Genomic DNA, 22,878 nt, shown 5'->3' on the forward strand with positions numbered 1-22,878 from the left:
GCGGGGAATTCGCCGCTGCTCCATGCGTCGAGCAGCATCGGGCACCGGACTTGGCTGGGACTGTTTGGTGGGTTGGTGCGGGGTTGGTGGTTTGCGGTTGTGCGGTGGGGATGCTGTCGCGGGTTTGTTGGCAGGTGGGTGCCAAGTCGGTGGCAAGTGGGGTGGGTGAGGCTGAGCGTGGCTGGGTTGGCCTGTTGGGGAGTTGGCGGAGTTTCTACAGAAGGCAGATGCTGGTTATGGCTACGTTGTGCAAGCCGTCGGTGAGTGTGCCGGAATATGTTGTGACGATGGACGAGACGTTGGAGTTCGCCAAGCGGTTGCATGCGGGTAAGTCGCAGCTTCCGTTGGCGCTTCGGTTGATTCGCAACACCGGGGTGCGGAAGCGGCATATTGTGCAGCCTATTGAGGAGACTTTGCGCCATCCGGGCTTTGAGGAGCGCAACCGCGTCTACGAGGTGGAGTCGAAGAAGCGGTGTCCCGAGGTGGTGGAACAGGCCCTGGGGAATGCCTGTGTGGTGGCGCGGGATATTGACGCGATTATTTATGTGTCGTGCACCGGTTTTCTGATGCCGTCGCTGACGGCGTGGTTGATCAACAACATGGGGTTTCGGTCGGATGTGGTGCAGATGCCGATCGCCCAGTTGGGTTGCGCGGCTGGGGGTGCGGCGATCAATCGCGCCCATGATTTTTGCACGGCCTACCCCGAGGGCAACGTGTTGATCGTGTCCTGCGAGCTGTGCTCGCTGTGCTACCAACCGGACGACGACGGGGTGGGTTCGCTGCTGTCGGACGGGTTGTTCGGGGACGCGGTGGCGGCTGCGGTGGTGCGGGGCCGCGGTGGCACGGGCATGGTGTTGGAGCGCAACGCCTCGTATCTCATTCCCCACACCGAGGAATGGATCTCCTACGCGGTGCGGGCCACCGGCTTCCACTTCCAGTTGGACCGGCGGGTGCCGGGCACGATGGAACCGCTGGCGCCGGTGCTGCGTGAGCTGGCCACTGAGCACGGCTGGGACATCGCCAACCTCGGCTTCTACATCATCCACGCCGGTGGCCCACGGATCTTGGACGACTTGAGCAAGTTCCTCGGTGTCGACGAGCACGCCTTCCGGCACAGCCGAGCGACCCTGACCGAATACGGAAACATCGCCAGCGCAGTCGTGCTCGAAGCACTCCGCGCACTCTTCGACGAAGACACCACCACGCCCGGCGCCCCCGGCGTCATCGCCGGTTTCGGCCCCGGCATCACCGCCGAAATGGCAGTCGGCAGCTGGACCGTGGACACGACACGCACCACCGACGACAGGACCGCGGCAGGAATCGCTGTGCCGTGAACAAGAGTGTCACGGCGTGGCCGTGAACGAGAACGTCCTACCGACGCGCAAGGAGACCATCGTATGGACGGCGTGGTCGTCCCACCCGGCCAGGGCCGGAAACTGATCACCAAAGCACAGGAAGTCACCTTCAAAGTCACCGGAGCACAAGGTGGTTTCGCCTCCTGCTTCGAAGTCGTCGTGCCCCCCGGTTTCGACGTGGGAGCCCACGTCCACCAACACTCCCAAGAATTCTTCTACGTCCTCGACGGCGAACTCGACCTCTTCGCCTTCGAGCCCACCACGCAAACTCCCCCGCGGTGGCAAGACTGGCAATCCCCCAACGGAGACCGACCGCTGCGCGCGGGCCCCGGCAGCTGCATGTTCGTCCCGCCCGGATGTCCCCACGCCTTCACCAACCCCACCACCACACCCACCCGCATGCTCTTCCAGAGCTACCCACCACCTGACCACGAACACTACTTCGAAGAAATCGTCGAAATCTTCTCAACCGGCAACACCATCGACCCCCACGCCATCCAACAACTCCGCGACCGCTACGACATAAACCAACTCACACCACTGCACCACACACCACCCAATCCCCTGAATTCCCATCGAGAAGTGGAACGTGGAGCGTAGCGGGAGGTGACCACAATGGACACGATTCCCCTGGTTCACGCGAGTTTGGGGGAGCAGGAACTGGCAGCCGTCGCGGAGGTGTTCGCTTCAGGCTGGCCAGCCGGTCAGGGCCCGAGGGGACCGGCGCTGGAGATGGAGCTGGCCGAACGTTATGGGGTTGGTGGCGCGGTCGCGTTGAGCAACTGCGGCGCCGCGCTGCACCTGGCCATGCTCGCGCTCGGCGTCGAGCCAGGCGACGAAGTGATCGTCGCCGACTACACCTTCCCGGCTCCTGCCCACGCGGCGCGCTACGTCGACGCGGTCCCCGTCTTCGCTGACGTGCGTGCCGATACCGGCACCGTGGACCCGCAGGCGGTAGCGGACTTGGTCGGTCCGCGGACCGTGGGTGTGATCGCGGTGGACACGGTCGGTCTGCCCGCCGACTACGCGGAGCTGAAGTCGATCACGGATCGCTACGGACTGTTTCTCGTCGAGGACGCCGCATGCGCGGTTGGCGCGACGTACCAGGGGCGCCAGGCGGGTGCGCTGGCACCGGTAGCCTGCTTGTCCTTCCACGGGCGCAAGGGAATCACCAGCGGTGAGGGCGGGGCTTTGCTCACCGCCGATCCGGCGCTCGCGGTGGATGCGCGGCTGCGGTCGTCCTTCGGTATCGAAGCAATCTTCGGTCAGGCGAAGGTCATCGGCCTGCCGATCCCGGAGTTCACCGAAATCGGCTACAACTTCAAGCTGTCCGACATCGCCGCCGCGATCCTGCAGGTGCAGTTGGGCCGGATCGACGAGCTGCTGGACCGTCGGAACGCGTGCGCGGCGCGCTACCGCGAATTGCTCGCCGACGAAGAACTCATCACGCTGCCGCACGTGCCGCAGGACCGGACCCACGCGTGGCAGTCCTACCAGGTGACGTTGGATCCGAGCGTCGACCGCGCGGGGGTCGCCGCCGACCTCCGTGCTCAGGGCATCGGCTGCGGGCACGGTACGTGGGCGTGCCACCTGCAGCCGGTGTACGAGACCAAGCAGTCGTGCCCGGTCTCGGCGGACCTCTTCCAGCGCACTCTCGCCATCCCCATGCACGCCGAGCTCAGCATGAACCAGGTCGAACGGGTCGCGGAAACCCTGCGCAACACGCTCCGGACCCACGCGCGTCCACAGCGGACCTAGGAAGGGCAGCATGCAAAACAGCCAACCGACGCCGGATCGGATTCTGCGGCTCATCAACGGCTACTGGGCCACCGGCATCCTCGGCGCAGCGGCGAGCCACTCGCTGTTCAATCACCTCGACGCTGGCGCGGACACTGCCGACCAACTGGCCGCCCGAGCCGGGATCTCCGAGCGGGGCGCTCAAACCCTCCTCGATGGCCTCGTCAGTATGGGCTTGGTCGAGCTGCGGGACGGCAGTTACCGCAATACCGCCGAAGCAGCCGCCTTCCTGGTCGAAGGCCAGCCGGCCTGCTTGAGCAACTTCGCCAAGCTCAAGCTGGGCCAGATGGGCGGCTTGGCGGACCTGCCCGAGGTAGTCCGCACCGGGGGGCCGGTGACGGACGCAACGGTGGAGGTGGCCGACAACCCCCATTGGGAGAAGGTGGTCCAGGCCATCGCCGCGCAGTCCGTTCCGGTGGCGACGATCGCCGCCGACCTGCTGCGACTGGCAGAGGCCGGAGAGATCTCGATCCTCGACGTGGGCGGCGGCTCGGGCATCTACTCGGCCAGCTGGCTAGAGCTCAACCCGGCCGCCCGCGCGACTCAGCTCGACTGGGGACCGATCAACGCGATCGCCCGACGGCTGGTGGCCGAGCGAGGCGTGGCTGACCGATTTTCCCGCATCGACGGTGATTTCCACACCGTCGACTTCGGCGTCGGCGCTTACGACATCGCGGTGTACTCCCACATCGCCCACCAGGAGGGGCCGGAGGACAACGTAGCGATCTTCACGAAGCTCCGGGAAGCCCTCAAGCCCGGCGGCACGTTGGTCATCAACGACTACATCGTCGACGACGACCGAAGCGGCCCACCCTTGGCACTGCTCTTCGCCTCGGAGATGTTGCTCAAGAGCAAGCAGGGCGGAACCTGGCGGCGAGCCGATTACCACGCCTGGCTCACCAAGGCCGGTTTCGAAGACATCTCGTTCCACCCGACGCTGACGCCAGCCACCTTGGTCTTCGCCAGGTAGCAAACTCCCCGCACGGATGGGAAATGGCGGCCCCGGCGCACATGCCGGGGCCGCCGCTGCGACAGACCCTAGGCGGCGCGGCCAGCCTTGAGCGCCGCTGCGGTGCCGACGGCGCGTCGGGCCTGGTAACCGGCTGCTTCCAAGGCCACGTCGCTGGGCTCGCCTTCGCCGGTCACGTGGGACGTGCCGTACGGATTGCCCGACTTGAACTGGACGGGGTCGGTGTAGCCGGGAGGCACGATGATGCCGCCCCAGTGGTAGAAGGTGTTCGCCAGCGCCAGCAGGGTGGACTCCTGTCCGCCATGGGCGGTGTTGCTGGCGGTGAAAGCCGAGTACACCTTGTCAGCGAGCTTGCCCGCGAACCACAGGGGGCCGGTGGTGTCGATGAACGCCCTGAGCTGGCTGGTCGGGTTGCCGAAGCGGGTGGGGGTGCCGAACAGCACCGCGTCGGCCCATTCCAGGTCGTCGTGGCTGACCTGGACGACATCGGCGGTCTCCTCGATGTGCTGGCCCCAAGCGGGGTTGGCGCTGATCGCCTCCGGCGGGGCCGTTTCGGCGACCTTGCGCAGTCGCACCTGCGCGCCAGCCTTCGCCGCGCCCTCTGCGGCGGCTTGCGCCAGGGCGTGCACGGTGCCGGTAGCGCTGTAGTAGATGATCGCGACATTCACGGAATCCATGATCAGTTTTCTTCCTTCGCGGTGCCGGAGGGTACGGTCGGACGAGTGGGCCGGGCAGCGCCAGCGCGGCGGTTGCGGCCATGGCGATTCGCATCCCGACCAGGGGCGAAGCGGATCTCCACCAGTACGACGACGCAATCCCCCGCTTTGTGAGGTGACGCGCCGACCTCACAGTTCGCTGCGTTGTCTCGTCGAACTGTGAGGCAGGCGTGACCAAGAGCCCGCGCAGATTGGAAGCGGTTGTGTGCAGTGGTGAGATTGGCGTCAGGCAAGCGGCGAAGCCGCTTCCAGGCACCCTCGCAACTTGCACCGCCGCGGGTTCACGGTGCCCACCCCTCCGGGGTTCTCCCCGCGAGGACAGCCCCGACGCCGCGTATTGGGACATACGTAAGTCGGGGATCCCGGAGTCGAGACGGCCGCTGAGGTTCCGCTACCCGCACCGCCACGCAAGCCGGTTTGCGCACTCTCCAAGGGGGTTGGCGACACCATGAGCACGCGACGCGAGCCAGGCGACGGTCGGCTCGATCCGGGCCTGACCGCGATCATGAGCGAGCGGCGTCACCTGATCAATCTCGCGTACCGGCTCCTCGGCTCCCTGGCCGATGCTGAGGATGTCGTGCAGGAGACCTACGCCCGCTGGTACGCCCTGACCCCGCAGCAGCAGGACGCCATCGACTCCCCCGGCGGCTGGCTGACGACGGTCGCCAGCCGCATCTGCCTCGACCTGCTCGGCTCGGCAAGGGCCCGGCGGGAGAGGTACGTGGGTGAATGGATCCCGGAGCCGCTGCCCGACCGCACGGAGTGGATCACCGGGCGGTCGGGCGGCGTCGACCCGGTCGACCGGGTCACCCTCGACGAGTCGATCAACATGGCTTTCCTCGTCGTGCTCGAATCGATGACCCCGGCCGAGCGCGTGGCGTTCATCCTGCACGATGTCTTTCGCTACTCCTTCGCCGACATCGCCGAGATCGTTGGCCGTACGCCAGCGGCATGTCGCCAGCTCGCCTCGTCGGCCCGCCGCCGCATTCGTGCGCCGCAGGTTCCCGCGACTCCGGCAGTCCAGCGCACCAACCTCGTCCGGGACTTCAAGCAGGCATGGGAGGCCAAGGACATCCACGCCCTCATCGGCCTCCTCGACCCGGAGGTCACGACGATCGCTGACGGCGGCGGCCTCGCCAGCGCCGAGCTCCGCCCCGTCGAAGGCAGCGGGCAGGTCGCGCGCGCCTTCGTCGAAATCGCGGGCAGGACACCGGACCTGACAATCCTGGAGCGCACGGTCAACGGTCAGCCTGGTCTGGTGGCGCAGCAAGCGGGCGTCACCGTGACGGTGCTGGCGTTCGACGTGGCAGGCGACCGGATCAAGCGCATCTGGGCAGTGCGGAACCCCGAGAAGCTCCGGCCTTGGACATGAACCGCCGAACAGTGCCAGTCGAGTCCTGCGGGGTCACACGCCAGCGCGGGCCAGCGTGAACTGCTCGGACGACCGGGCGAACTCGCCGCGCAGGTACACCGCCCAGGTAGTCACACCGCAGACCAGGTAGAACGCGAGGAAGGCGTAGACCGCCACATCCCCGGAGCCGAAGCTCTGGAAGGAAGCGCGGAACGCCAGGTTGATGAACAACCCGCCGAGCGCGCCGACCGCACCGGCGACGCCGATCAGCGCACCTGACAGCCGCCGCGCCTTCAGCACTTCCGGTTGTTCCGGCGCCCCTTCGGCGACGGCCAGCGCCGCCTTGGTGCGGAAGATCGCCGGGATCATCTTGTAAGTGGAGCCGTTGCCGATCCCGGACAGCACGAACAACACGACGAAACCGGCAGTGTAGAGCGAAAGCGACTGCATGCTCGACGCGACGAGAGTCAGCCCGGCGCCAGCGGCCATCAGCAGGAAGGTCACCAGGGTGACCTTCGCCCCGCCGATCGTGTCGGCGAGCTTCCCGCCGAGCGGCCGGGACAGCGAACCGAGCAACGGCCCGAGGAAGGTCACCGCGGCGGCCTGCACCGGGGTGCGGTGGAACTGGTTCTGCAACACCAGGGCGAAGGCGAAGCTGTACCCGATGAACGAGCCGAACGTTCCGATGTAGAGGAACGACATCACCCATGCCTGCCGTTGCATGACCACCTCGCGCATCGCGCCGCGGTCGTTGCGCACGCTGGAGATGTTGTCCATGTACCGCACGGCGCCGAGGCAGGCCAGCACGATCAGCGGGATGTAGACCCACAGCACCAGCTGCGGCGCCGCCGCGCCCGCGGTGCTCAGCATCAGCAACCCGACGAGCTGGATGACCGCGACGCCGAGGTTGCCACCACCGGCGTTGAGCCCGAGTGCCCAGCCCTTGCGACGTTGCGGGTAGAAGGTGTTGATGTTGGTCATGGAGGACGCGAAATTCCCGCCCCCGACGCCGCCGACCGCGGCCACCAGCAAGAAGACCCAGAGCGGGACGCCGGGCCGCATCACGATCGCGGCCAGGATGGTCGGCACCAGCAGCAGTCCAGCGCTGATGATCGTCCAGTCGCGGCCACCGAACCTCGCCACGGCCAGCGTGTAGGGCAGCCGGAGTATCGAACCCACCAGCGTCGGCGTGGATACCAGCAGGAACTTGTCGGCGGCCGAGAACCCGTAGTCCGGGCCCATGAACAGCACCAGGACTGACCACAGCGTCCATACCGAGAACCCGATGTGCTCGGCGAAGATCGAGAACCACAGGTTCCGGTTCGCGATCTTCTTCCCGGTGTGCTCCCAGAAATCCTCGTCCTCGGGTTCCCAGTGGTCGATCCATTTCTTCTTGCCTGGCTCTTCGGTACTCGGGTTCGTGGCCATCTCGAATCCTCTCCGGGTGCTGTCACGCCGTGCTTGCGAGCCAGTCGGCGATCCCTCGAACGGCGTCGGTACATCCGCCGCAGCCGGTGGTGGCTCTGGTCGCGGTGGCCAGTTCGGACACCGTCGTCGCGCCATTGCGGAACGCTTCGATCAGACGGCCCTTGGTCACCGAGTTGCACTGGCAGACCTTGGCCGACGCGGGCTGCTCGGCTGGGCTGCCCGCGGCGCCGCTGGGCATGGTCCTGCCGAGCAGCAGGCTGAGCCGGTCTTCGGGGACCGGGATCCGGCGGTCGTAGAGCTGGGTTATGGTCGCGGCGGCGTCCGGGCAGCCAAGCAGGATCGCCCCGGTGACGCGGTCGTCGCGGATCACCAACTTCGCGTAGCGCCCGCGCTTGGGGTCGCTGAGGCTGAGCACCTCGGCGGTGTCGTCGGTGACCTCGGTGAGCGCCTCGCCGAGGGATGCGAGGTCGATCTCCTTGGTCTTCAACCGGGTCAGCACCGGGGTTCCTCGGTACCGCGCCGCGGCTCTGGTCCCGGTCAGCAGATCGGCGAGGACGTCGGCTTGCTCCCAAGCCGACTGCACCAGGCCGGACACCGTGCCGGGGTGCTGCGCGCAGTCGCCGATGGCGTGCACCCGGCCGTCGCTGGTGCGCAGGGCGTCGTCCACGAGCACGCCGCGGTCGACCTCGAGCCCGGCCGCCGCGGCCAGGGCGGTCCGGGCCCGCACCCCGGCGGTGACGACCACGAGATCGGCCTCCACGTGGCTGTCGTCGGCCAGCTTCAGCCCGTCGCCGGGCAGGTAGCGCGCCGCGGTCGAACCGAGGCGGAACTCGACGCCCAGCTCGCCGAGCGCGCGGGCGAGCACCCGGCCGCCCTCGGGGTCGAGCTGGCGCTCCATCAGGTGCCCGACCTGGTGCACGACGGTGACCAAGTTCCCCCTGCGCGCGAGCCCGTGGGCCGCCTCGAGCCCGAGCAGCCCGCCCCCGATCACCGCCACCGGAGCGCCGATCCGGGCCATGCCGAGGATGCGTTCGCAGTCGTCCAGGCTGCGGAACGCCACCACACCGTCGGCGAGAAGCCCGTCCTCGCCGAGCAGCCCCTCGATCGGTGGCAGGATCGGCTTGCTGCCGGTGGCCAGCACCAGCGAGTCGTAACCGACCGTCGAACCGTCCGCGAGCTTGACCCGGCGCGCCGCCCGGTCGATGCGCGTGGCGGCGACGCCGAGCCGCAGGGTGACGCCGTGCTCCCCGGCCCAGTCCTCGTCGTGCAGTCGGACGTCGTCCGGGCGCATGGTTCCGGCCAGCAGTGCGGAGAGCAGGACGCGGTTGTAGGCGTGGTGCGGTTCTTCGCCGATCACCGTCAGCGCGACCCGCGCACCGTCCGGGTCCCGGCGGCGGATCTCCTCCGCGAGCCGGGCACCCGCCATCCCGTACCCGAGCACCACCACATGCCGGGGAGGCATCACGCACCATCCACTATGGACAGCTTGACCGCGCAGACCTTGAACTCGGGCATCCGGCTGGTCGGGTCCAGTGCCGGGTTGGTGAACAGGTTCGCCCGCTGCGCGCCGGGAAAGTGGAACGGCAGGAAGACCAGATCAATCCCCATCGACGGCACGCACCGCACCCGCGCGACGGTCTCGCCGCGGCGCGACGCGATCCGCGCCCAGTCGCCGTCGGCGAGCCCGGCTCGAGCCGCGGTGTCCGGATGGACCTCCACGAATGCCTCCGGCACGGCCTCGGTCAGCTCATCCACCAGCCGGGTCTGCGCACCTGACTGGTAATGCTGCAGCACGCGTCCGGTGGTTGCTTGCAAGGGAAACTCGGTGTCCGGGGGCTCGGCGGGACCGCTGTGCTCGACCGGCACGAACCGGGCTTTGCCGTCCGGGTGCGCGAAGCGGTCGAGGAACATCCTCGGCGTGCCGGGATGGGTGGCCTCGGGCACCGGCCAGTAGAGCGCTTCACCGGCGCGCAGCCGGTCGTAGCTGATCCCCGAGTAGTCCGCGAGGCCGCCCTTCGACGCGGCGCGCAGCTCGTCGAACACGGTCTCCGCGTCGGTCGGGAAGCGCTCCGCGGGCTGGCCGAGCCGGGTGGCCAGCCCGGCCAGCACATCGAGGTCGGTGCGCACGCCGGGCGGCGGGTCGAGGGCGCGCTTGCGCAGCAGGACCCGGCCTTCCAGGTTGGTCATCGTGCCGTCCTCTTCCGCCCACTGGGTCACCGGTAGCACCACGTCGGCGAGTGCCGAGGTCTCGGACAGCACGAGATCCGCACACCCCAGGAACTCTACTGTGGACAGCCGGTCCGCGATGTGCGCGGAGTGGGGCGCAGAGACCACCGGATTGCTGCCGAACACCAGGAGTGCGCGCGGGCCGTCCGCGGTGCCCAGCGCGTCCAGCAGTTCGTACGCGGACCGGCCGGGACCGGGAATCTCAGCGGGATCGACACCCCAGACCCGAGCCACGTGCTCGCGGGCGGCCGGGTCGTCGATCTTGCGGTAACCGGGGAGCTGGTCGGCTTTCTGGCCGTGCTCGCGGCCGCCCTGGCCGTTGCCCTGCCCGGTCAGGCAGCCGAACCCGGAGCCAGGCTTTCCGGGAAGTCCCAGCGCCAGCGCCAGGTTGATCCACGCGCTGACCGTATCCGCGCCGGTGGCGTGCTGCTCGGCGCCGCGCGCGGTGAGAATGTAGGCGTTGCGGGCGTTCGCCAGCTTCGCGGCCACCGTGCGCTGGTCGGCGGCGGACACGCCGGTCACCCGCTCCGCTCGCTCCGGCCACCACCTGGACGCGATCCGCCACACCGCGGAGAATCCGCGCGTCCGCTCATCCATGTAGGGCTGGTCGACACCGCTCTCGGCGACCAGGGCGTGCAGGATTCCCAGTGCCAGCGCGAGATCCTTGCCTGGGGACGGCGTGAGGTGCAGGTTGGCCTGCTCGGCGGTCGGGGTGCGTCGTGGATCGGCAACGATCAGGCCACCAAGGCTCTTGGCCCGCTCAAGGTGTTTGACCAACGGCGGCATCGTCTCCGCGGGGTTCGCGCCGACCAGCAGCACGACGTCCGCGTCGGCGAGATCGGTGAGCGGGAACGGCAGCCCGCGGTCGAGGCCGAACGCCCGGTTTCCCGCCGCGGCGGCCGAGGACATGCAGAACCGACCGTTGTAGTCCACCTGCGACGTGCCGAGCGCGACCCGCGCGAACTTGCCCAGCAGATAGGACTTCTCGTTGGTCAAGCCACCACCGCCGAACACCGCGACGGCGTCCTTGCCGTGCCTGGCCTGGATTTCGGCGAGCTTGCCCGCGATGAGGCCGAGCGCGGCGTCCCAGCTCGCCGGGCGCAGTTCGCCGTCAAGGCGGATAAGCGGCGTGGTCAGGCGTGCTGGCGAGGTGAGCAGCGAGCCCGAGGTCCAGCCCTTCTGGCACAGGCCACCTGCGTTGGTCGGGAACTGCCGCGGCGCGACCTCCACCTCCGCTCCCTCTCCAGCGGTGAGGCTCATGCCGCATTGCAGTGCGCAATATGGACAGTGGGTGGCCACTGCCGTCCGTGGCTCTGGCTCGGTCAGCGTCACGAGCACCTCCCTGATGTCGGCGTGGACCGACGGTAGGGAGGGCCTGTTACCGCAAGCTCCATCTCCAGTGCCGGTCCCCTCGGACCCTGACCGGGTGGCCAGCGTGGTCACCGCAGGGTTGCGATTTGTCCCGTGAGTGCGGTCTCGGTGATGTGACGCAGCGTTTCCTCGATCGGCCGCACAATATGCCGCTTCGCCAGCCCGGTATTCCGAATCAACCGAAGCGCCAACGGAAGCTGCGATCTACCCGCATGCGACCGCCGCGCGAAATCCAACGTCACAACATATTCCGGCACAGTCACCGACGGCCCGCACAACGTCGCCATAACCACCATCAACGCCACCCCCGCACACACCCCACTCCGCCCCACTTGCCATCCACTTGCCACCCACTTGGCATCCACCCACACCAAAAACCCACCAAGCCAACACCAACCCGCCCAACAGCCCCGACCAAGCCGACCAGCCAACACTGGACGCACAACAGCGGCAAAGGAACACCACCATGCCCGATCCGGATCGGCGTCGAAGCAACCGCTGCGCTGGTCGATTCTGAACCGGCAGAAATCACCTCGCCGCACCTTGAGCATGTCCTCGCGCGCCGCCGAGCCAGCGACGGCACAAATTCCGTCGAACAACGGAGAAGGAGCTTGTCTCGATGAACGGCCTCGCGGTCAACAATTGGATGCGGAAGCGCGGTCTTTATCTCGGCGTCGTGCCGGAAACGGCCGCGGAAAAGAACGGTTCGATGCCGCTCACCCTTGATCACGATCTGGACGTCCTCCCCGAGGCGGGACGGCGCCTGACGGTGGCCGAGCTCGCCGGACACGTGGACGACCTGGCTGGCCGACTGTGGGCGGCTGGGGTTCGGCCCGGAGAACGCATCGCGATCCACAAAGTCGCAAATTTCGATGTGTGGGTGCTCGCTACCGCGGCGGCGCGCATCGGAGCAGTTCCCGCGATGCTGTCGCCCGCCTTGGATCCCACGACCGTCGGTGCCCTGCTCGGTCGGCTGGAGCAGCCACACCTGCTGACCGACGTGCACAAGCTCGACGCACTGGCCGACGTGCCGCTGGCGGACCTCACCAATCAGGTGATCATCGTTGCTGGCAGCAGGCCAGGTGCGGCATCGCTCACCGAGTTCGCCGGGTCTCCGCGGGTTCAGCCGGTGTTCCAGGGGTTGGACGAGCCCGCGATCATCACCCACACGTCCGGCACCACCGGGCTGCCCAAGCTCGTCGTGCACACGCCGCGGACCCAGCGCGCCCGGCTGCGGCCACAACTGTTCCTCCTGTCCTTGATGAGGAAACGGGAGACCGTCGCGATCCACATCCCGTTCGTGCATTCTCGCCTGTACGCGGCGATGGCTTTGTGCCTGTTGACGGGAATGCCGGTGCTGCCCATGAGGGAGTCCGCTCCGGACGAGGTCGCCACGTTCTTCCTGGAGAACCGGCCAGGACTCATCGAGGTCCTGCCCAACTCGTTGATGGAATGGGAGGGGCTCACCGACGATCAGCGAAAGCCGTTCGCGTCGGTAAAGTACTTCAGCAGCACGTTCGACGCGATTCATCCGGGAACGATGAGTCGGCTGCTCAACTCCTCCGAGCGGCGCGCACCGCTGTTCTTCCAGATCTACGGGCAGAGCGAGGTCGGTCCGGCAGTCGGCCGACCTTACTTCCGCAAATCCGCCCACCGAACGGACGGGCGCTGCGTTGGTTACGCACTGCCGGGCAGCGCGAGGGTTCGGGTGGTCAGCCGAGGCGGTAAGCGGCCGTCCAAGAACAATCCGGGCTTCATCGAGGTCCGGTGGCCGGGTATCGCGAAAGCCTATTTCGGCGAGCAGGAGCGCTACGACGCCAACCTGAACGGCGGCTGGTGGCGCACCGGGGACGTCGGTTACTTCACCTGGCGTGGCTGCCTGCACATGCTCGACCGGGAGGTGGACGTCATCCCCGGAGTGACCAGCACCCTTGAGATCGAGGATCTGGTGTTGGGCAGGCTGCGAGAGCTGAGCGAGCTCGCCGTGGTGTCGGGTCCGAATTCCGAGCCGGTCCCGGTGATCTGCACCCACGAGGACAAACCGCTGGACCGAGACCGTTGGCGCGCGGCCGTCGCCGAATTCCCGCAGCTGGCCGACCCGGTCCAGATTCCGTTCGCCGAGCTACCTCGGACCGGCACGCTGAAGGTGCGGCGGACCGAGCTGTCCCGCAAACTCCGCGAGAACCTGGCGGACCCGGCGTAAACCGTGGTCAGCCGAACACAGCGGGTTCGGCGCGGCGCCGACATTCGACCAGTGCGTCCAGCGTCCCCGCGAAACGCCGCCGGGGCAGCAACATCCGGACTGCTACCGCTGCGAACGACTCGGGTATGGCGGCCAGGGTGCCGCCGTCGACTTTGTGAGGCTCGATTCGGTGTTTGGTCGTGTCGCGATAGTCAACCGTGGAGAGCCCGCGATGCGGCTTCTCCACGCTGTCGGTGAGCTCAACGCTGAAGGTGGGCCGCGGATCGAAACGGTGGCTTTGTACACCGACGTGGATGCCACGGCCAAGTTCGTGCGGGAGGCGGATGTTGTCTACTGCCTCGGTCCCGCCTCGGCGCGGCCCTATCTCGATCTGGCCGTGTTGGAGCGGGCCTTGGTCGAGACCGGTGCCGATGCCGCGTGGGTCGGCTGGGGCTTCGTGGCCGAGAACCCGGCGTTCGCCGAGTTGTGCGCGAAGTTGGGTGTGCGGTTCATCGGGCCGGATGCGGCGGCGATGCGCAGGCTGGGCAACAAGATCGGTGCCAAGTTGCTCGCTGAGCAGGTCGGTGTGCCGGTCGCGCCGTGGAGTCGCGGCCCCATGTCGGACCTCGACGCGGCGCTGCGGGCGGCCGAGCGGATTGGCTATCCGTTGATGCTCAAAGCGAGCGCGGGCGGGGGTGGTCGCGGCATCCGGGTTGTCACCAGCGCGGCGGAGCTCGCCGAGGCCCACGCGCGGACGGTCCTGGAGGCCGAACGCGCGTTTGGCAGCGATGAGGTGTTCCTGGAGCGCTTGGTGACCGGTGCCCGGCATGTGGAGGTGCAGGTGATCGCCGACGGCCGGGGCACGGCATGGGCGCTGGGGGTGCGGGATTGCTCGGTGCAGCGGCGCAACCAGAAGATCATCGAGGAGTCGCGCTCGCCGGTGCTGTCGGCGGAGCAGGCCGCGGAGCTGAAGGCGTCGGCGCAGCGGCTGGTGGTAGCCGTTGGTTACTGCGGCGCGGCGACGGTGGAGTTCCTGTACCAGCCCGAGGACGAGCTGTTCGCCTTCCTCGAGGTGAACACCCGGTTGCAGGTCGAGCATCCCGTCACCGAGGTCACTACCGGCATGGACCTGGTCAAGGCCCAGTTGCAGGTCGCCGCCGGTGGCAGTTTGCCGGGTGCGCAGCCCGGCGAGTTCGGCCATGCCGTCGAGGCGCGGCTGAACGCGGAGGATCCGGACCGGGGCTTCGCGCCCGCGCCCGGACGGATCGCGCTGCTCGAATTGCCCGCTGGTCCCGGCATTCGGGTTGACACCGGCGTTGGCGAGGGCGACTGCATCCCCGCGGAGTTCGACTCGATGATCGCCAAGATCATCGCCTACGGCCGCGACCGTGGTGAGGCGTTGGCCCGGCTGCGCCGCGCGATCCGCGAGACCACAGTGCTGATCGAGGGCGGAACCACCAACAAGAGCTTCCTGCTGGATCTGCTGGAGCAGCCGGAGGTGATCGAGGGCAGCGCCGACACCGGCTGGATCGATCGGGTTCGAGCCGATGGTCGCCTGGTCTCCCAAGCCCACAGCGGTATCGCGCTGGCCGCCGCGGCCATCGAGGCGTACCAGGATGCGAAGCTGGTCGAGGTGCAGCGGCTGCTGTCCACTGCACACGGCGGGCGGCCGCAGGTGCGGCACGAGGGCGGCCGTCCCAGCAAGCTCACGCTGCGCGGCGTGAGCTACCGGCTCGCCGTCGCCGAGACCGGTCCGGGCCGCTACCGCGTCGGATTCGGCCTCGGCACCGGTGGGGAGGTGGCCAACGTTGCGGCGGTGCTGGAGCGCTCCGGCGCCCACACCGGGCAGATCCGGCTCAACGGCCGCCGTTTCCGGCTGGTGACCGGCATGCACGGCCCGATCCACCTGGTCGAGGTTGACGGGGTGACCCACCGGATCGGCCGCGACGAGGGCGGGGTCGTGCGGGCGCCCGCCCCGGCTTTGGTGGTGGCGACCCCGTTGGCGGTCGGCGACGAGGTCGAGGCCGACGCCCCGGTGCTGGTGTTGGAGAGCATGAAGATGGAGACCGTCCTGCGGGCGCCGTGGCCAGCGCGGCTGACCGAGTCGCTGGTCTCGGTCGGCAGCCAGGTCGAGACCGGCGCGCCGCTGCTGCGTTTGGAACCGCTGGGCGACGCCGACGAGGTCGAGGAGGTCGCGACGGGCGGTGTCGAGCTGGACCTGCCCGCCGAGCCGGATGCGCGTGGCGCGCAGCACCGCGCCGAACGTGGCCTGGCAGAGCTGCGCGGCACGCTGTTGGGCTTCGACGTCGACCCGCGCGATGACGGCCGCACGCTGGCCGACTACCTCACCGCCCGCGCCGAGCTGCCGCAGCGGCCGCTGGCGGCCGAGGTCGGGCTGCTGGAGGTTTTCGCCGACCTGTGCGAGCTCAGCCGGAACAAGCCGGAGGGTGCGGAGACCAAGGCCGAAACGCGGGTGCACAGCCCGCGCGAGCACTTCCACTCCTATCTGCGGAGCCTCGATGTTGAGCGCGCCGGGTTGTCGGAGACCTTTCGGGGGCGCCTGGTCCGCGCGCTGAGCCACTACGAGGTCGAGGGGCTGGAGCGCACGCCCGCACTGGAGGAGGCGGTCTTCCGGATCTTTCTGGCCCAGCAGCGCGCCGGTTCCGACGTCGCCGTGATCATCGCGCTGTTGCGGCAATGGCTGTCCGAGGCACCGCCGCGCGGTGGCTTGCGCCAGACCGTTGGCCGGGCGCTGGAGCATTTGATCCGCGCCACGCAGCTGCGTTTTCCGGTCGTTGGTGACCTCGCGCGAAGTCTGGTGTTCCGCTGGTTCACCCAGCCGTTGCTGCGCCGGGCTCGCGCCGAGGTCTACACGCGGGTGCGCGGCCACCTGCGCTACCTCGACCGCCATCCGGACGCGGCCGACCGCGACGAGCGGATCGCCGACGTGGTCGCCAGCCCCGAGCCGCTGGTGCGGCTGCTGGGCCAGCGCATCGACCGTTCCGGCGCCGACGCGGGCCCGCTGCTCGAAGTCCTCAGCCGCCGCTACTACCGCGAGCACGCGCTCTCCGGCGTGCGCTGCGCGTCCATCGGGCGGCGACCGGTGGTCACCTGCGGCTACGAGATCGACGGCCAGCCCCAGCGGCTGCTGGCAACCGTCGCCGACTTCGGCGATCTGTCCGCGGCGCTGACGACGGTCGCGCAAGTCGCTGCGGCGCAAGGGGATTCGACCGTGTTGGTCGCCGACATCTACCTCACCTGGGCGGACCAGCCCGCCGACGCCGAGGAGATGGCCGCCGAACTGCATGCGGCGCTGTCGGCCACCGAGCTGCCCCGCGGGCTGCGTCGGGTCACCACGACGGTCGCCGGGCGCAGCGGCGCGGCCATGCACCACCACTTCACGTTCCGGCCGTCCTCGACCGGCCTGACCGAGCACCGGCTGATCCGCGGCCTGCACCCGCTGATCGCACAGCGGCTGCAACTGCAGCGGCTGCAGCACTTCGAGCTCACCCGGCTGCCCTCTGCCGACGAGGACGTCTACCTGTTGCGGTGTGTCGCGCCGACGAATCCCTCCGACGAGCGGCTTGTCGCGATGACGCAGGTGCGCGACCTCACCCCGCTGCGCGATGACGAGGGCCGCATCCTCGCGCTGCCCGCGGCCGAAGGCGCGCTCGACGCGTGCCTGGTCGCCATCCGCAACGTGCAGGCTCAACGTCCGGCGGCCAAGCGGCTCGACACCAACCGGATCGTCATCTACGTTTGGCCGCCCAGCGACCTCACACCGCAGGAACTGCACACCGTCGTCCAGCGGGTGGCACCCACCACCGCTGGCGCCGGGGTCGAGGAGGTTCTGTTCCTCGGCCGCCAACGCGACCGGGACACCGGCGCGCTGGACCCGGTGGCCGTGCGGGCGTCCTACGACGCCGCGACCGGGGTCCGGCTGACCGTCACCGACCCGCCAACCGATCTGATCCACCCGCTGGACGACTACGGCCAGAAGGTGCTGCGGGCGCGACGCCGCGGCGCGGTCTACCCCTACGAGCTCACCGACGTCATCGCCGGATCGGACGGGTCGTTCACCGAGTACGACCTCGACGACGCGGGCGCGCTGGCACCGGTCGACCGGCCGAAGGGACGCAACACGGCCGGAATCGTGGCCGGGGTCGCGACCACACCGACCCAGCGGTATCCGGAGGGCATGACCCGCGTGGTTCTGCTGGGCGACCCGACCAAATCGCTCGGCGCACTGTCCGAACCGGAATGTGCCCGGATCATCGCGGCGCTGGACCTCGCGCAACGGCTGCGGGTGCCGGTGGAGTGGTACGCGCTGTCGGCGGGTGCTCGCATCGCGATGGACTCCGGCACCGAGAACATGGACTGGATCGCAGCCGCCCTGCGCCGCATCGTGCACTTCACCCAGGACGGCGGCGAGATCAACATCGTGGTGGCCGGGATCAACGTCGGCGCCCAGCCGTACTGGAACGCCGAAGCGACGATGCTCATGCACACCAAGGGAATCCTGGTGATGACGCCGGACTCGGCGATGGTGCTCACCGGCAAGCAGTCGCTGGACTTCTCCGGCGGTGTCTCGGCCGAGGACAACTTCGGCATCGGCGGCTACGACCGCGTGATGGGCCCGAACGGCCAGGCGCAGTACTGGGCGCCGGACCTGCAGGCCGCGCACGGCGTGCTCCTGTCGCACTACGACCACAGCTACGTTCTGCCCGGCGAGCACGCACCGCGCCAGGTCGGCACCACCGACCCCGTCGACCGGGACATCTCCGACTACCCGCACACCGTCACCGGCAGCGAGTTCACCACCGTCGGACAGATCTTCTCCCGCGAGTCCAATCCAGACCGCAAGAAACCCTTCGACATCCGCACCGTGCTGCGCGCACTGTCCGATCAGGACCACCCGATCCTGGAACGGTGGGCGGGCATGGCCGAAGCGGACACCGCCGTGGTACAAGACGTGCACCTCGGTGGGCGGCCGGTGAGCCTGCTCGGCATCGAGTCGCAATCAGTGCCGCGGCGCGGGTTCCCGCCCACCGACGGCCCGGACACCCACACCGCGGGCACGCTTTACCCGCGCTCGTCGAAAAAAGTCGCCCGCGCCATCAACGCCGCCAGCGGCAACCGGCCGCTGGTGGTACTGGCGAACCTGTCCGGGTTCGACGGCTCACCGGAGTCGATGCGCAAGCTCCAACTGGAATACGGCGCCGAGATCGGCCGAGCCATCGTCAACTTCCGCGGCCCCATCGTGTTCTGCGTCATCTCGCGCTACCACGGCGGCGCGTTCGTCGTGTTCTCCAAGGCGCTCAACCCGAACATGACGGTGCTCGCCATCGACGGCTCGTACGCCTCCGTGCTCGGCGGTGCGCCCGCCGCAGCGGTGGTTTTCGCCGCCGAGGTCAACGCACGCACCGCCACTGACCCCCGAGTGGAAAAACTGGAAACTCGCATCGCCGCCGCACACTCCGAGCGAGCCGACCTCGCCGCCCAACTGGCTGACGTGCGAGCATCGGTGCGCGCCGAGAAGCTCGGCGAGGTCGCCGCCGAGTTCGACAGCGTGCATTCCATCCAACGAGCCCAGCGAGTTGGCTCCGTCGACGCGATCATCCGACCGGAACAGCTGCGACCCCAGATCATCGGCGCCATCGAGCGCGGTCTGGCCCAGGAATAAAGGGGAATGACCCGCATCGGTGGCCCACCCCTTCCAACGTCGGCTTGTGGACGCGGGCGGGGTGTGGACCCACCGATGTATGCGGGTTTCGCACGGTGCGATCAGGTTGCGCCGTCGCCGTGGCGCCATTGCCCGGCTCGGCGTGCAGCGATCGAGGTGGACTGCGATGTTGCCGAAGTTTGCGATGCGGCTCTGTGCCAGGTGCCGTGTCGACGACTCGGCAAGATCATCGTCGCAGGGCGCCGCCGTCCTCGACTGGCCACCGCAACGGACCAGTCGTGCCGAACTGCGTCGCGGCCGTGGGTCTGTCAAGCACCGGCATAGTCGGGGAAGCTGGGGTTGGATCCATCTCCAGCGCCGGATCCTGATTCAGAATCTTTCGCTCCAGGTGCTGCAACGCGGGCCTGGGGTCGATTCCCAGCTCCTCCGCCAGCCGCATCTTGATGGTCCGCAACACCGCTAGTGCGTCGGCCTGTCGCCCGGCCCGGTACAACCCCAGGCTCAACAGCTCCCAACTGTATTCGCGCAGTGGATGGGCCTGTACGAAAGCCTCCAATTCGGCCACTGCGACCTGATGAGCACGCATGGCCAAAAGCGCCGCGCAGCGCCCCTCAACAACCGATAGCCGCATCTCCTCCAGTCGCGCTACATCCGGCACCACACTGCTTGCATTGGCCACATCCGCATACGCTGGCCCCCGCCACAATGCCAACCCCGCATCGAACTCGGTCAACGCCTGCCGCGGATCACCTCGATCCCACGCCTGCCACCCCGCCGTAGCGCGCTCGCCGAACCGCCGGACATCGACGTCGACGACGCGGCTGTCCAGCAGATAACCGGAGGGGTGAGTGCGCAATACGGTAGGCGGTGTCCGTGGCGCCCGCTCCGGTTCCAACACTCGCCGCAATTTGGCCACCAGCGCCTGCAACGAGGTCATCGCCGACGGCGGCGGCGGGCCGGTCCACAACTCTTCTCGTATCACATCCACCGCCACCGGCTGACCTACCCGACTCACCAACAACGCGAGCAACGCACGCTGCTTGGGCGCTCCTAGATCTGCCTGGTGACCAGCGACGACGGCCTCTAACGGCCCCAACGCCCGGAACTCCACCATGATCCGTGGATCTCCCCGGGGCTCCGCCGGTTGTACATCGGTCCGTCGGGGAGAGTTCGACGGTTTGCGACGTGAGGTCGCACCGACTTCTGCGTCATTCTTGTTCATAGTGCTAGTCCTTCCGACTCCAACAGCAGGAAGATGTAGCGACACGCGATACCGATGCTGGAAGACGCGCGACCACACCGAGGCGGCACGGCCGCTGCGAGTCCCGAATTTGCGCTGTAGTGAAACAGCACATAGCCGAGTCGCTGCTCGCCACCCTGGAAATGCCCGTTCCGGTGCCAGCGGGTTGGAGGGATGTCCCTGGCGTCACCGCCGACAGAGCAGCGGGCAGCACGATGATGTCGGTGAAAATGTGCCCGAAAAGGCACACTCGCGATGCAACATCGACATGCCCTCGCCAGTGGCCGGTGAATAAGCGGTGAAGCTACGGAGGGCCAGCTCCAGTATCGCCTCGCATCGGATGCGGTCGCGCGCAAAAAACTGCGATCCACAGGTTCGACAACGATCGCTCCCCCTCATTTGGCGAGGTCTTGGCGGCGTTGAGCGCGGACGTTGCATCTCCGATCATATGAGGCTGGCTGGGCTGTCGTCACTGACTCGGGTGGATCTTTGCGTCGAATTAGCTCAATTAGTAGCACTGCATTCCCCAAAGTCTCTCCAGAGTTTTCCTCTCGTTTGTCGCACCGCTGCGGCACCAGGTCCGTGCGGACCCGCGTATCGAGCACGTGCTTCGCCGGGGGCCGATCGTGCGGATACCCGCCAGCGCCACAGCAGCCGCTGGCGAGCCGGATACGGCGATAGCCTCCTCCCGGAGGTGGTCCGACACGATGCGCTTCACCGCAGGACTCGTGCTGTGGCCACAGAATCGCTACCACCTCGGCAGCAGACGCCGCGGGCGTGGAGGACACCACGATCCCGGGACACTGATCACGCGACGGCGCCACCACACAGGCTCTTACAGCCCCCGCGATCGGCGCCGGGCGTGCCTCGGCGAGCCCGCGGTAATGCAGGTTTCACTCCGTGGGGTGACGAATGCGACTCGATCTCGCGGCTGGTCGGCGGTGTGTCGACGATGGTGCCGCTGCCACTTGTACCGGGGCCAGTGACTTCAGCGAAGCCGAGAGCACAGATCGGGGGGTTTGCGCTTTGCGGTCGGGCCGGAACCGGTGGCGGCGAACGGGTGTTTCGCAGTCGTGCTCCAGTTGGGGGGATGGAGTCGTCATGGACGATGTTGTTCCGGACCGGCCGGATTTCGGGTCCCAATTCCGGGGCTTCAACCGGACGCAGGTCGTCGAGTACATCGAGCAACTCGAATCGAAACTCCGCTGCATCGAGGCGGAATTGGCGTCCGCTGACGGCGACGAGCGCACCGTTGCCGAGGACGAGAATGGGGATTTCGCCGAGCATCGCGCGGCGGTCATCATCGAACAGGCCGAGGCCCAGGCGGCAGAGCTGATCAGGGATGCGGAACGCGTCGCGGAGCGGATTCGCGCCGATTGCACCGCACTGGCAGGCGAACTGTATTCCCAACGTGGCCAGGTGCATCGCGAACAGGCGAGGAACGCGAGGGAGTTGCACGAACGCGAGCATCGCCTCCGGCGGAACGTGCAACGGGAGTACAAACGGATTACCGCCATCGGTGAGCGGGACGCCGCGGAACTCCTCGAACGGACGCGCCAACGTTGCGTGCAACGGGATGCGGAAAGCGAAGAATTGCGTCGCCGTGTCCTAGACGAGATAGATCAGCGGCACACCGAGACGCAACGGCGGCAGCAGGAGGTCTGCGCGGCCATCGACGTGGTGTTGGCGAATATCGGCCGGTATTCGACCGAGTTGTGCGGACTGATCACACCGGCCGGAGACACTGATGGGGTTGAGGTCCGCGTCGAGACCAACGGCAACAAATCATCGACCGTCTAATGTGAACAGTGCTGGCTGAGAACCGCAACGAGCGGCGGTGCGGCGACATCACCCGTCGGCTACGCCGTTGGCGCCCGGAGCAGCACCGTGCTCGGAACGGGGGTAAACCGACTTGAACGGACCCGCGCCGACCTGCGGAAGTCCTATTTCCGCAGGTCAGCGCGGGATGTTGGTGGGGCGGTTCTTGGGTGGGCTTTTTAGTGGTTTTCGTCGGTTTTTTGCAGAGCTTTTTCTACTAGTTCGACCAGTGCCTTTTTTGCGGCGGTTCGCTCTCTGGCGTCGCCCTGCAGGATTGGTACTTCTTCTTCCAGGTTCAGGGCGTCTCGGAGTTCTTCGCTTCGGTAGCGGGGTGCTTCTTCGAAGTGGTTCACCAGGATCACGAACGGGATTCGGCGCGATTCGAAGAAATCCACCGCCGCGAAGCTCGTCTGCATCCGGCGGGTGTCCACCATGACCACCGCGCCGACCGCGCCCGCCGCCAGCTCGTTCCACATGAACCAGAAGCGCTCCTGGCCCGGCGTGCCGAACAGGTACAGCACCAGCTGGTCGTTGATCGTGATGCGGCCGAAGTCCAGCGCCACCGTCGTCGTGCGCTTGTGCTCCAAGCCCGTGGTGTCGTCCACGCCGACGCCCGCCACGGTCAGCAATTCCTCGGTGTTCAGCGGCGGGATCTCGCTGACCGAGGCCACCAGGGTGGTCTTGCCTGTGCCGAACCCGCCAGCTACCAGGATCTTCGCGGTGTTCGGCGGACGCGGCAAC

At 67.8% G+C, this 22,878-nt stretch carries 15 protein-coding genes; 8 read left to right on the forward strand and 7 right to left on the reverse strand.

The window, feature by feature from the left end; all coding sequences use genetic code 11:
- The first annotated feature begins 110 nt into the window (after positions 1-110).
- The 4 genes from MOQ72_RS21045 (at position 111) to MOQ72_RS21060 (ending at position 4,122) form a co-directional block, all read left to right on the forward strand.
- Positions 111-1,334, forward strand: a complete 1,224-nt coding sequence (locus MOQ72_RS21045) for a type III polyketide synthase (RefSeq protein ID WP_277954428.1) — start codon at positions 111-113, stop codon at positions 1,332-1,334.
- 63 nt (positions 1,335-1,397) lie between these two features.
- Positions 1,398-1,955 (forward strand): cupin domain-containing protein, encoded by a 558-nt coding sequence (locus tag MOQ72_RS21050; protein WP_242185730.1) that lies wholly within the window; start codon positions 1,398-1,400, stop codon positions 1,953-1,955.
- Between the two features lie 15 nt (positions 1,956-1,970).
- Positions 1,971-3,113, forward strand: a complete 1,143-nt coding sequence (locus MOQ72_RS21055; RefSeq protein ID WP_242185732.1) for a DegT/DnrJ/EryC1/StrS family aminotransferase — start codon at positions 1,971-1,973, stop codon at positions 3,111-3,113.
- Positions 3,114-3,123: 10 nt separating this feature from the next.
- Positions 3,124-4,122 (forward strand): methyltransferase, encoded by a 999-nt coding sequence (locus tag MOQ72_RS21060; RefSeq protein ID WP_242185734.1) that lies wholly within the window; start codon positions 3,124-3,126, stop codon positions 4,120-4,122.
- A gap of 68 nt (positions 4,123-4,190) precedes the next feature.
- On the opposite strand, the gene wrbA is transcribed toward MOQ72_RS21060, so the two are convergent.
- On the reverse strand, positions 4,191-4,799 hold the full coding sequence (gene wrbA, locus MOQ72_RS21065) for an NAD(P)H:quinone oxidoreductase (RefSeq protein WP_242185821.1): 609 nt from the start codon (positions 4,797-4,799) through the stop codon (positions 4,191-4,193).
- A gap of 487 nt (positions 4,800-5,286) precedes the next feature.
- Here wrbA and sigJ point away from each other — a divergent pair, with 487 nt between their 5' ends.
- Positions 5,287-6,210, forward strand: coding sequence for an RNA polymerase sigma factor SigJ (gene sigJ / locus MOQ72_RS21070; protein WP_242185827.1), 924 nt, complete (start codon positions 5,287-5,289; stop codon positions 6,208-6,210).
- A gap of 33 nt (positions 6,211-6,243) precedes the next feature.
- On the opposite strand, the gene MOQ72_RS21075 is transcribed toward sigJ, so the two are convergent.
- From MOQ72_RS21075 to MOQ72_RS21090, 4 genes are all read right to left on the reverse strand, one after another.
- Entirely contained in the window at positions 6,244-7,617 is a 1,374-nt protein-coding gene (locus MOQ72_RS21075) for a nitrate/nitrite transporter (protein ID WP_242185829.1), read from the reverse strand.
- A gap of 22 nt (positions 7,618-7,639) precedes the next feature.
- The gene (locus MOQ72_RS21080; protein ID WP_242185831.1) at positions 7,640-9,079 is read right to left on the reverse strand and encodes an FAD-dependent oxidoreductase; all 1,440 of its coding nucleotides are present in this window, start codon (positions 9,077-9,079) and stop codon (positions 7,640-7,642) included.
- Complete coding sequence (locus tag MOQ72_RS21085) at positions 9,079-11,175, reverse strand: molybdopterin oxidoreductase family protein (RefSeq protein WP_308197923.1); 2,097 nt, start codon at positions 11,173-11,175, stop codon at positions 9,079-9,081. The genes MOQ72_RS21080 and MOQ72_RS21085 overlap by 1 nt, the downstream gene beginning before the upstream one ends.
- Before the next feature lie 107 nt (positions 11,176-11,282).
- The gene (locus MOQ72_RS21090) at positions 11,283-11,519 is read right to left on the reverse strand and encodes a hypothetical protein (RefSeq protein ID WP_277954425.1); all 237 of its coding nucleotides are present in this window, start codon (positions 11,517-11,519) and stop codon (positions 11,283-11,285) included.
- Between the two features lie 314 nt (positions 11,520-11,833).
- Here MOQ72_RS21090 and MOQ72_RS21095 point away from each other — a divergent pair, with 314 nt between their 5' ends.
- Together MOQ72_RS21095 and MOQ72_RS21100 are read left to right on the forward strand one after the other, a co-directional pair.
- Positions 11,834-13,417 (forward strand): class I adenylate-forming enzyme family protein, encoded by a 1,584-nt coding sequence (locus MOQ72_RS21095; RefSeq protein ID WP_242185837.1) that lies wholly within the window; start codon positions 11,834-11,836, stop codon positions 13,415-13,417.
- A gap of 169 nt (positions 13,418-13,586) precedes the next feature.
- Positions 13,587-19,079 carry an ATP-binding protein gene (locus tag MOQ72_RS21100; protein ID WP_242185839.1) on the forward strand — a complete coding sequence of 1,831 codons (5,493 nt, stop codon included), beginning with the start codon at positions 13,587-13,589 and terminating at the stop codon, positions 19,077-19,079.
- A gap of 226 nt (positions 19,080-19,305) precedes the next feature.
- On the opposite strand, the gene MOQ72_RS21105 is transcribed toward MOQ72_RS21100, so the two are convergent.
- Positions 19,306-20,193: an AfsR/SARP family transcriptional regulator gene (locus tag MOQ72_RS21105; protein ID WP_242185841.1), complete on the reverse strand. Its 888-nt coding sequence runs from the start codon at positions 20,191-20,193 to the stop codon at positions 19,306-19,308.
- 1,227 nt (positions 20,194-21,420) lie between these two features.
- On the opposite strand from MOQ72_RS21105, the gene MOQ72_RS21110 reads away from it, so the two are divergent.
- Positions 21,421-22,119: a hypothetical protein gene (locus MOQ72_RS21110; RefSeq protein WP_242185843.1), complete on the forward strand. Its 699-nt coding sequence runs from the start codon at positions 21,421-21,423 to the stop codon at positions 22,117-22,119.
- A gap of 197 nt (positions 22,120-22,316) precedes the next feature.
- Here MOQ72_RS21110 and MOQ72_RS21115 read toward each other — a convergent pair whose 3' ends face one another.
- A complete protein-coding gene (locus MOQ72_RS21115) occupies positions 22,317-22,877 on the reverse strand; it encodes a GTP-binding protein (RefSeq protein WP_242185845.1) in 561 nt (186 codons plus the stop codon).
- Position 22,878: the final 1 nt, after the last annotated feature.

The organism is Saccharopolyspora soli, from assembly GCF_022678645.1.
GTDB classification, from domain to species: Bacteria; Actinomycetota; Actinomycetes; order Mycobacteriales; family Pseudonocardiaceae; genus Saccharopolyspora; species Saccharopolyspora soli.

Bases quoted from the DNA above. Each gene is read 5' to 3' on its own strand.
- MOQ72_RS21080 (WP_242185831.1), bottom strand. From the start codon at position 9,079: ATGCCTCCCCGGCATGTGGTGGTGCTCGGGTACGGGATGGCGGGTGCC.
- sigJ (WP_242185827.1), top strand. From the start codon at position 5,287: ATGAGCACGCGACGCGAGCCAGGCGACGGTCGGCTCGATCCGGGCCTG.
- MOQ72_RS21110 (WP_242185843.1), top strand. From the start codon at position 21,421: ATGGACGATGTTGTTCCGGACCGGCCGGATTTCGGGTCCCAATTCCGG.
- MOQ72_RS21060 (WP_242185734.1), top strand. From the start codon at position 3,124: ATGCAAAACAGCCAACCGACGCCGGATCGGATTCTGCGGCTCATCAAC.
- MOQ72_RS21075 (WP_242185829.1), bottom strand. From the start codon at position 7,617: ATGGCCACGAACCCGAGTACCGAAGAGCCAGGCAAGAAGAAATGGATC.
- MOQ72_RS21055 (WP_242185732.1), top strand. From the start codon at position 1,971: ATGGACACGATTCCCCTGGTTCACGCGAGTTTGGGGGAGCAGGAACTG.
- MOQ72_RS21105 (WP_242185841.1), bottom strand. From the start codon at position 20,193: ATGGTGGAGTTCCGGGCGTTGGGGCCGTTAGAGGCCGTCGTCGCTGGT.
- MOQ72_RS21045 (WP_277954428.1), top strand. From the start codon at position 111: ATGCTGTCGCGGGTTTGTTGGCAGGTGGGTGCCAAGTCGGTGGCAAGT.
- MOQ72_RS21095 (WP_242185837.1), top strand. From the start codon at position 11,834: ATGAACGGCCTCGCGGTCAACAATTGGATGCGGAAGCGCGGTCTTTAT.
- MOQ72_RS21050 (WP_242185730.1), top strand. From the start codon at position 1,398: ATGGACGGCGTGGTCGTCCCACCCGGCCAGGGCCGGAAACTGATCACC.
- wrbA (WP_242185821.1), bottom strand. From the start codon at position 4,799: ATGGATTCCGTGAATGTCGCGATCATCTACTACAGCGCTACCGGCACC.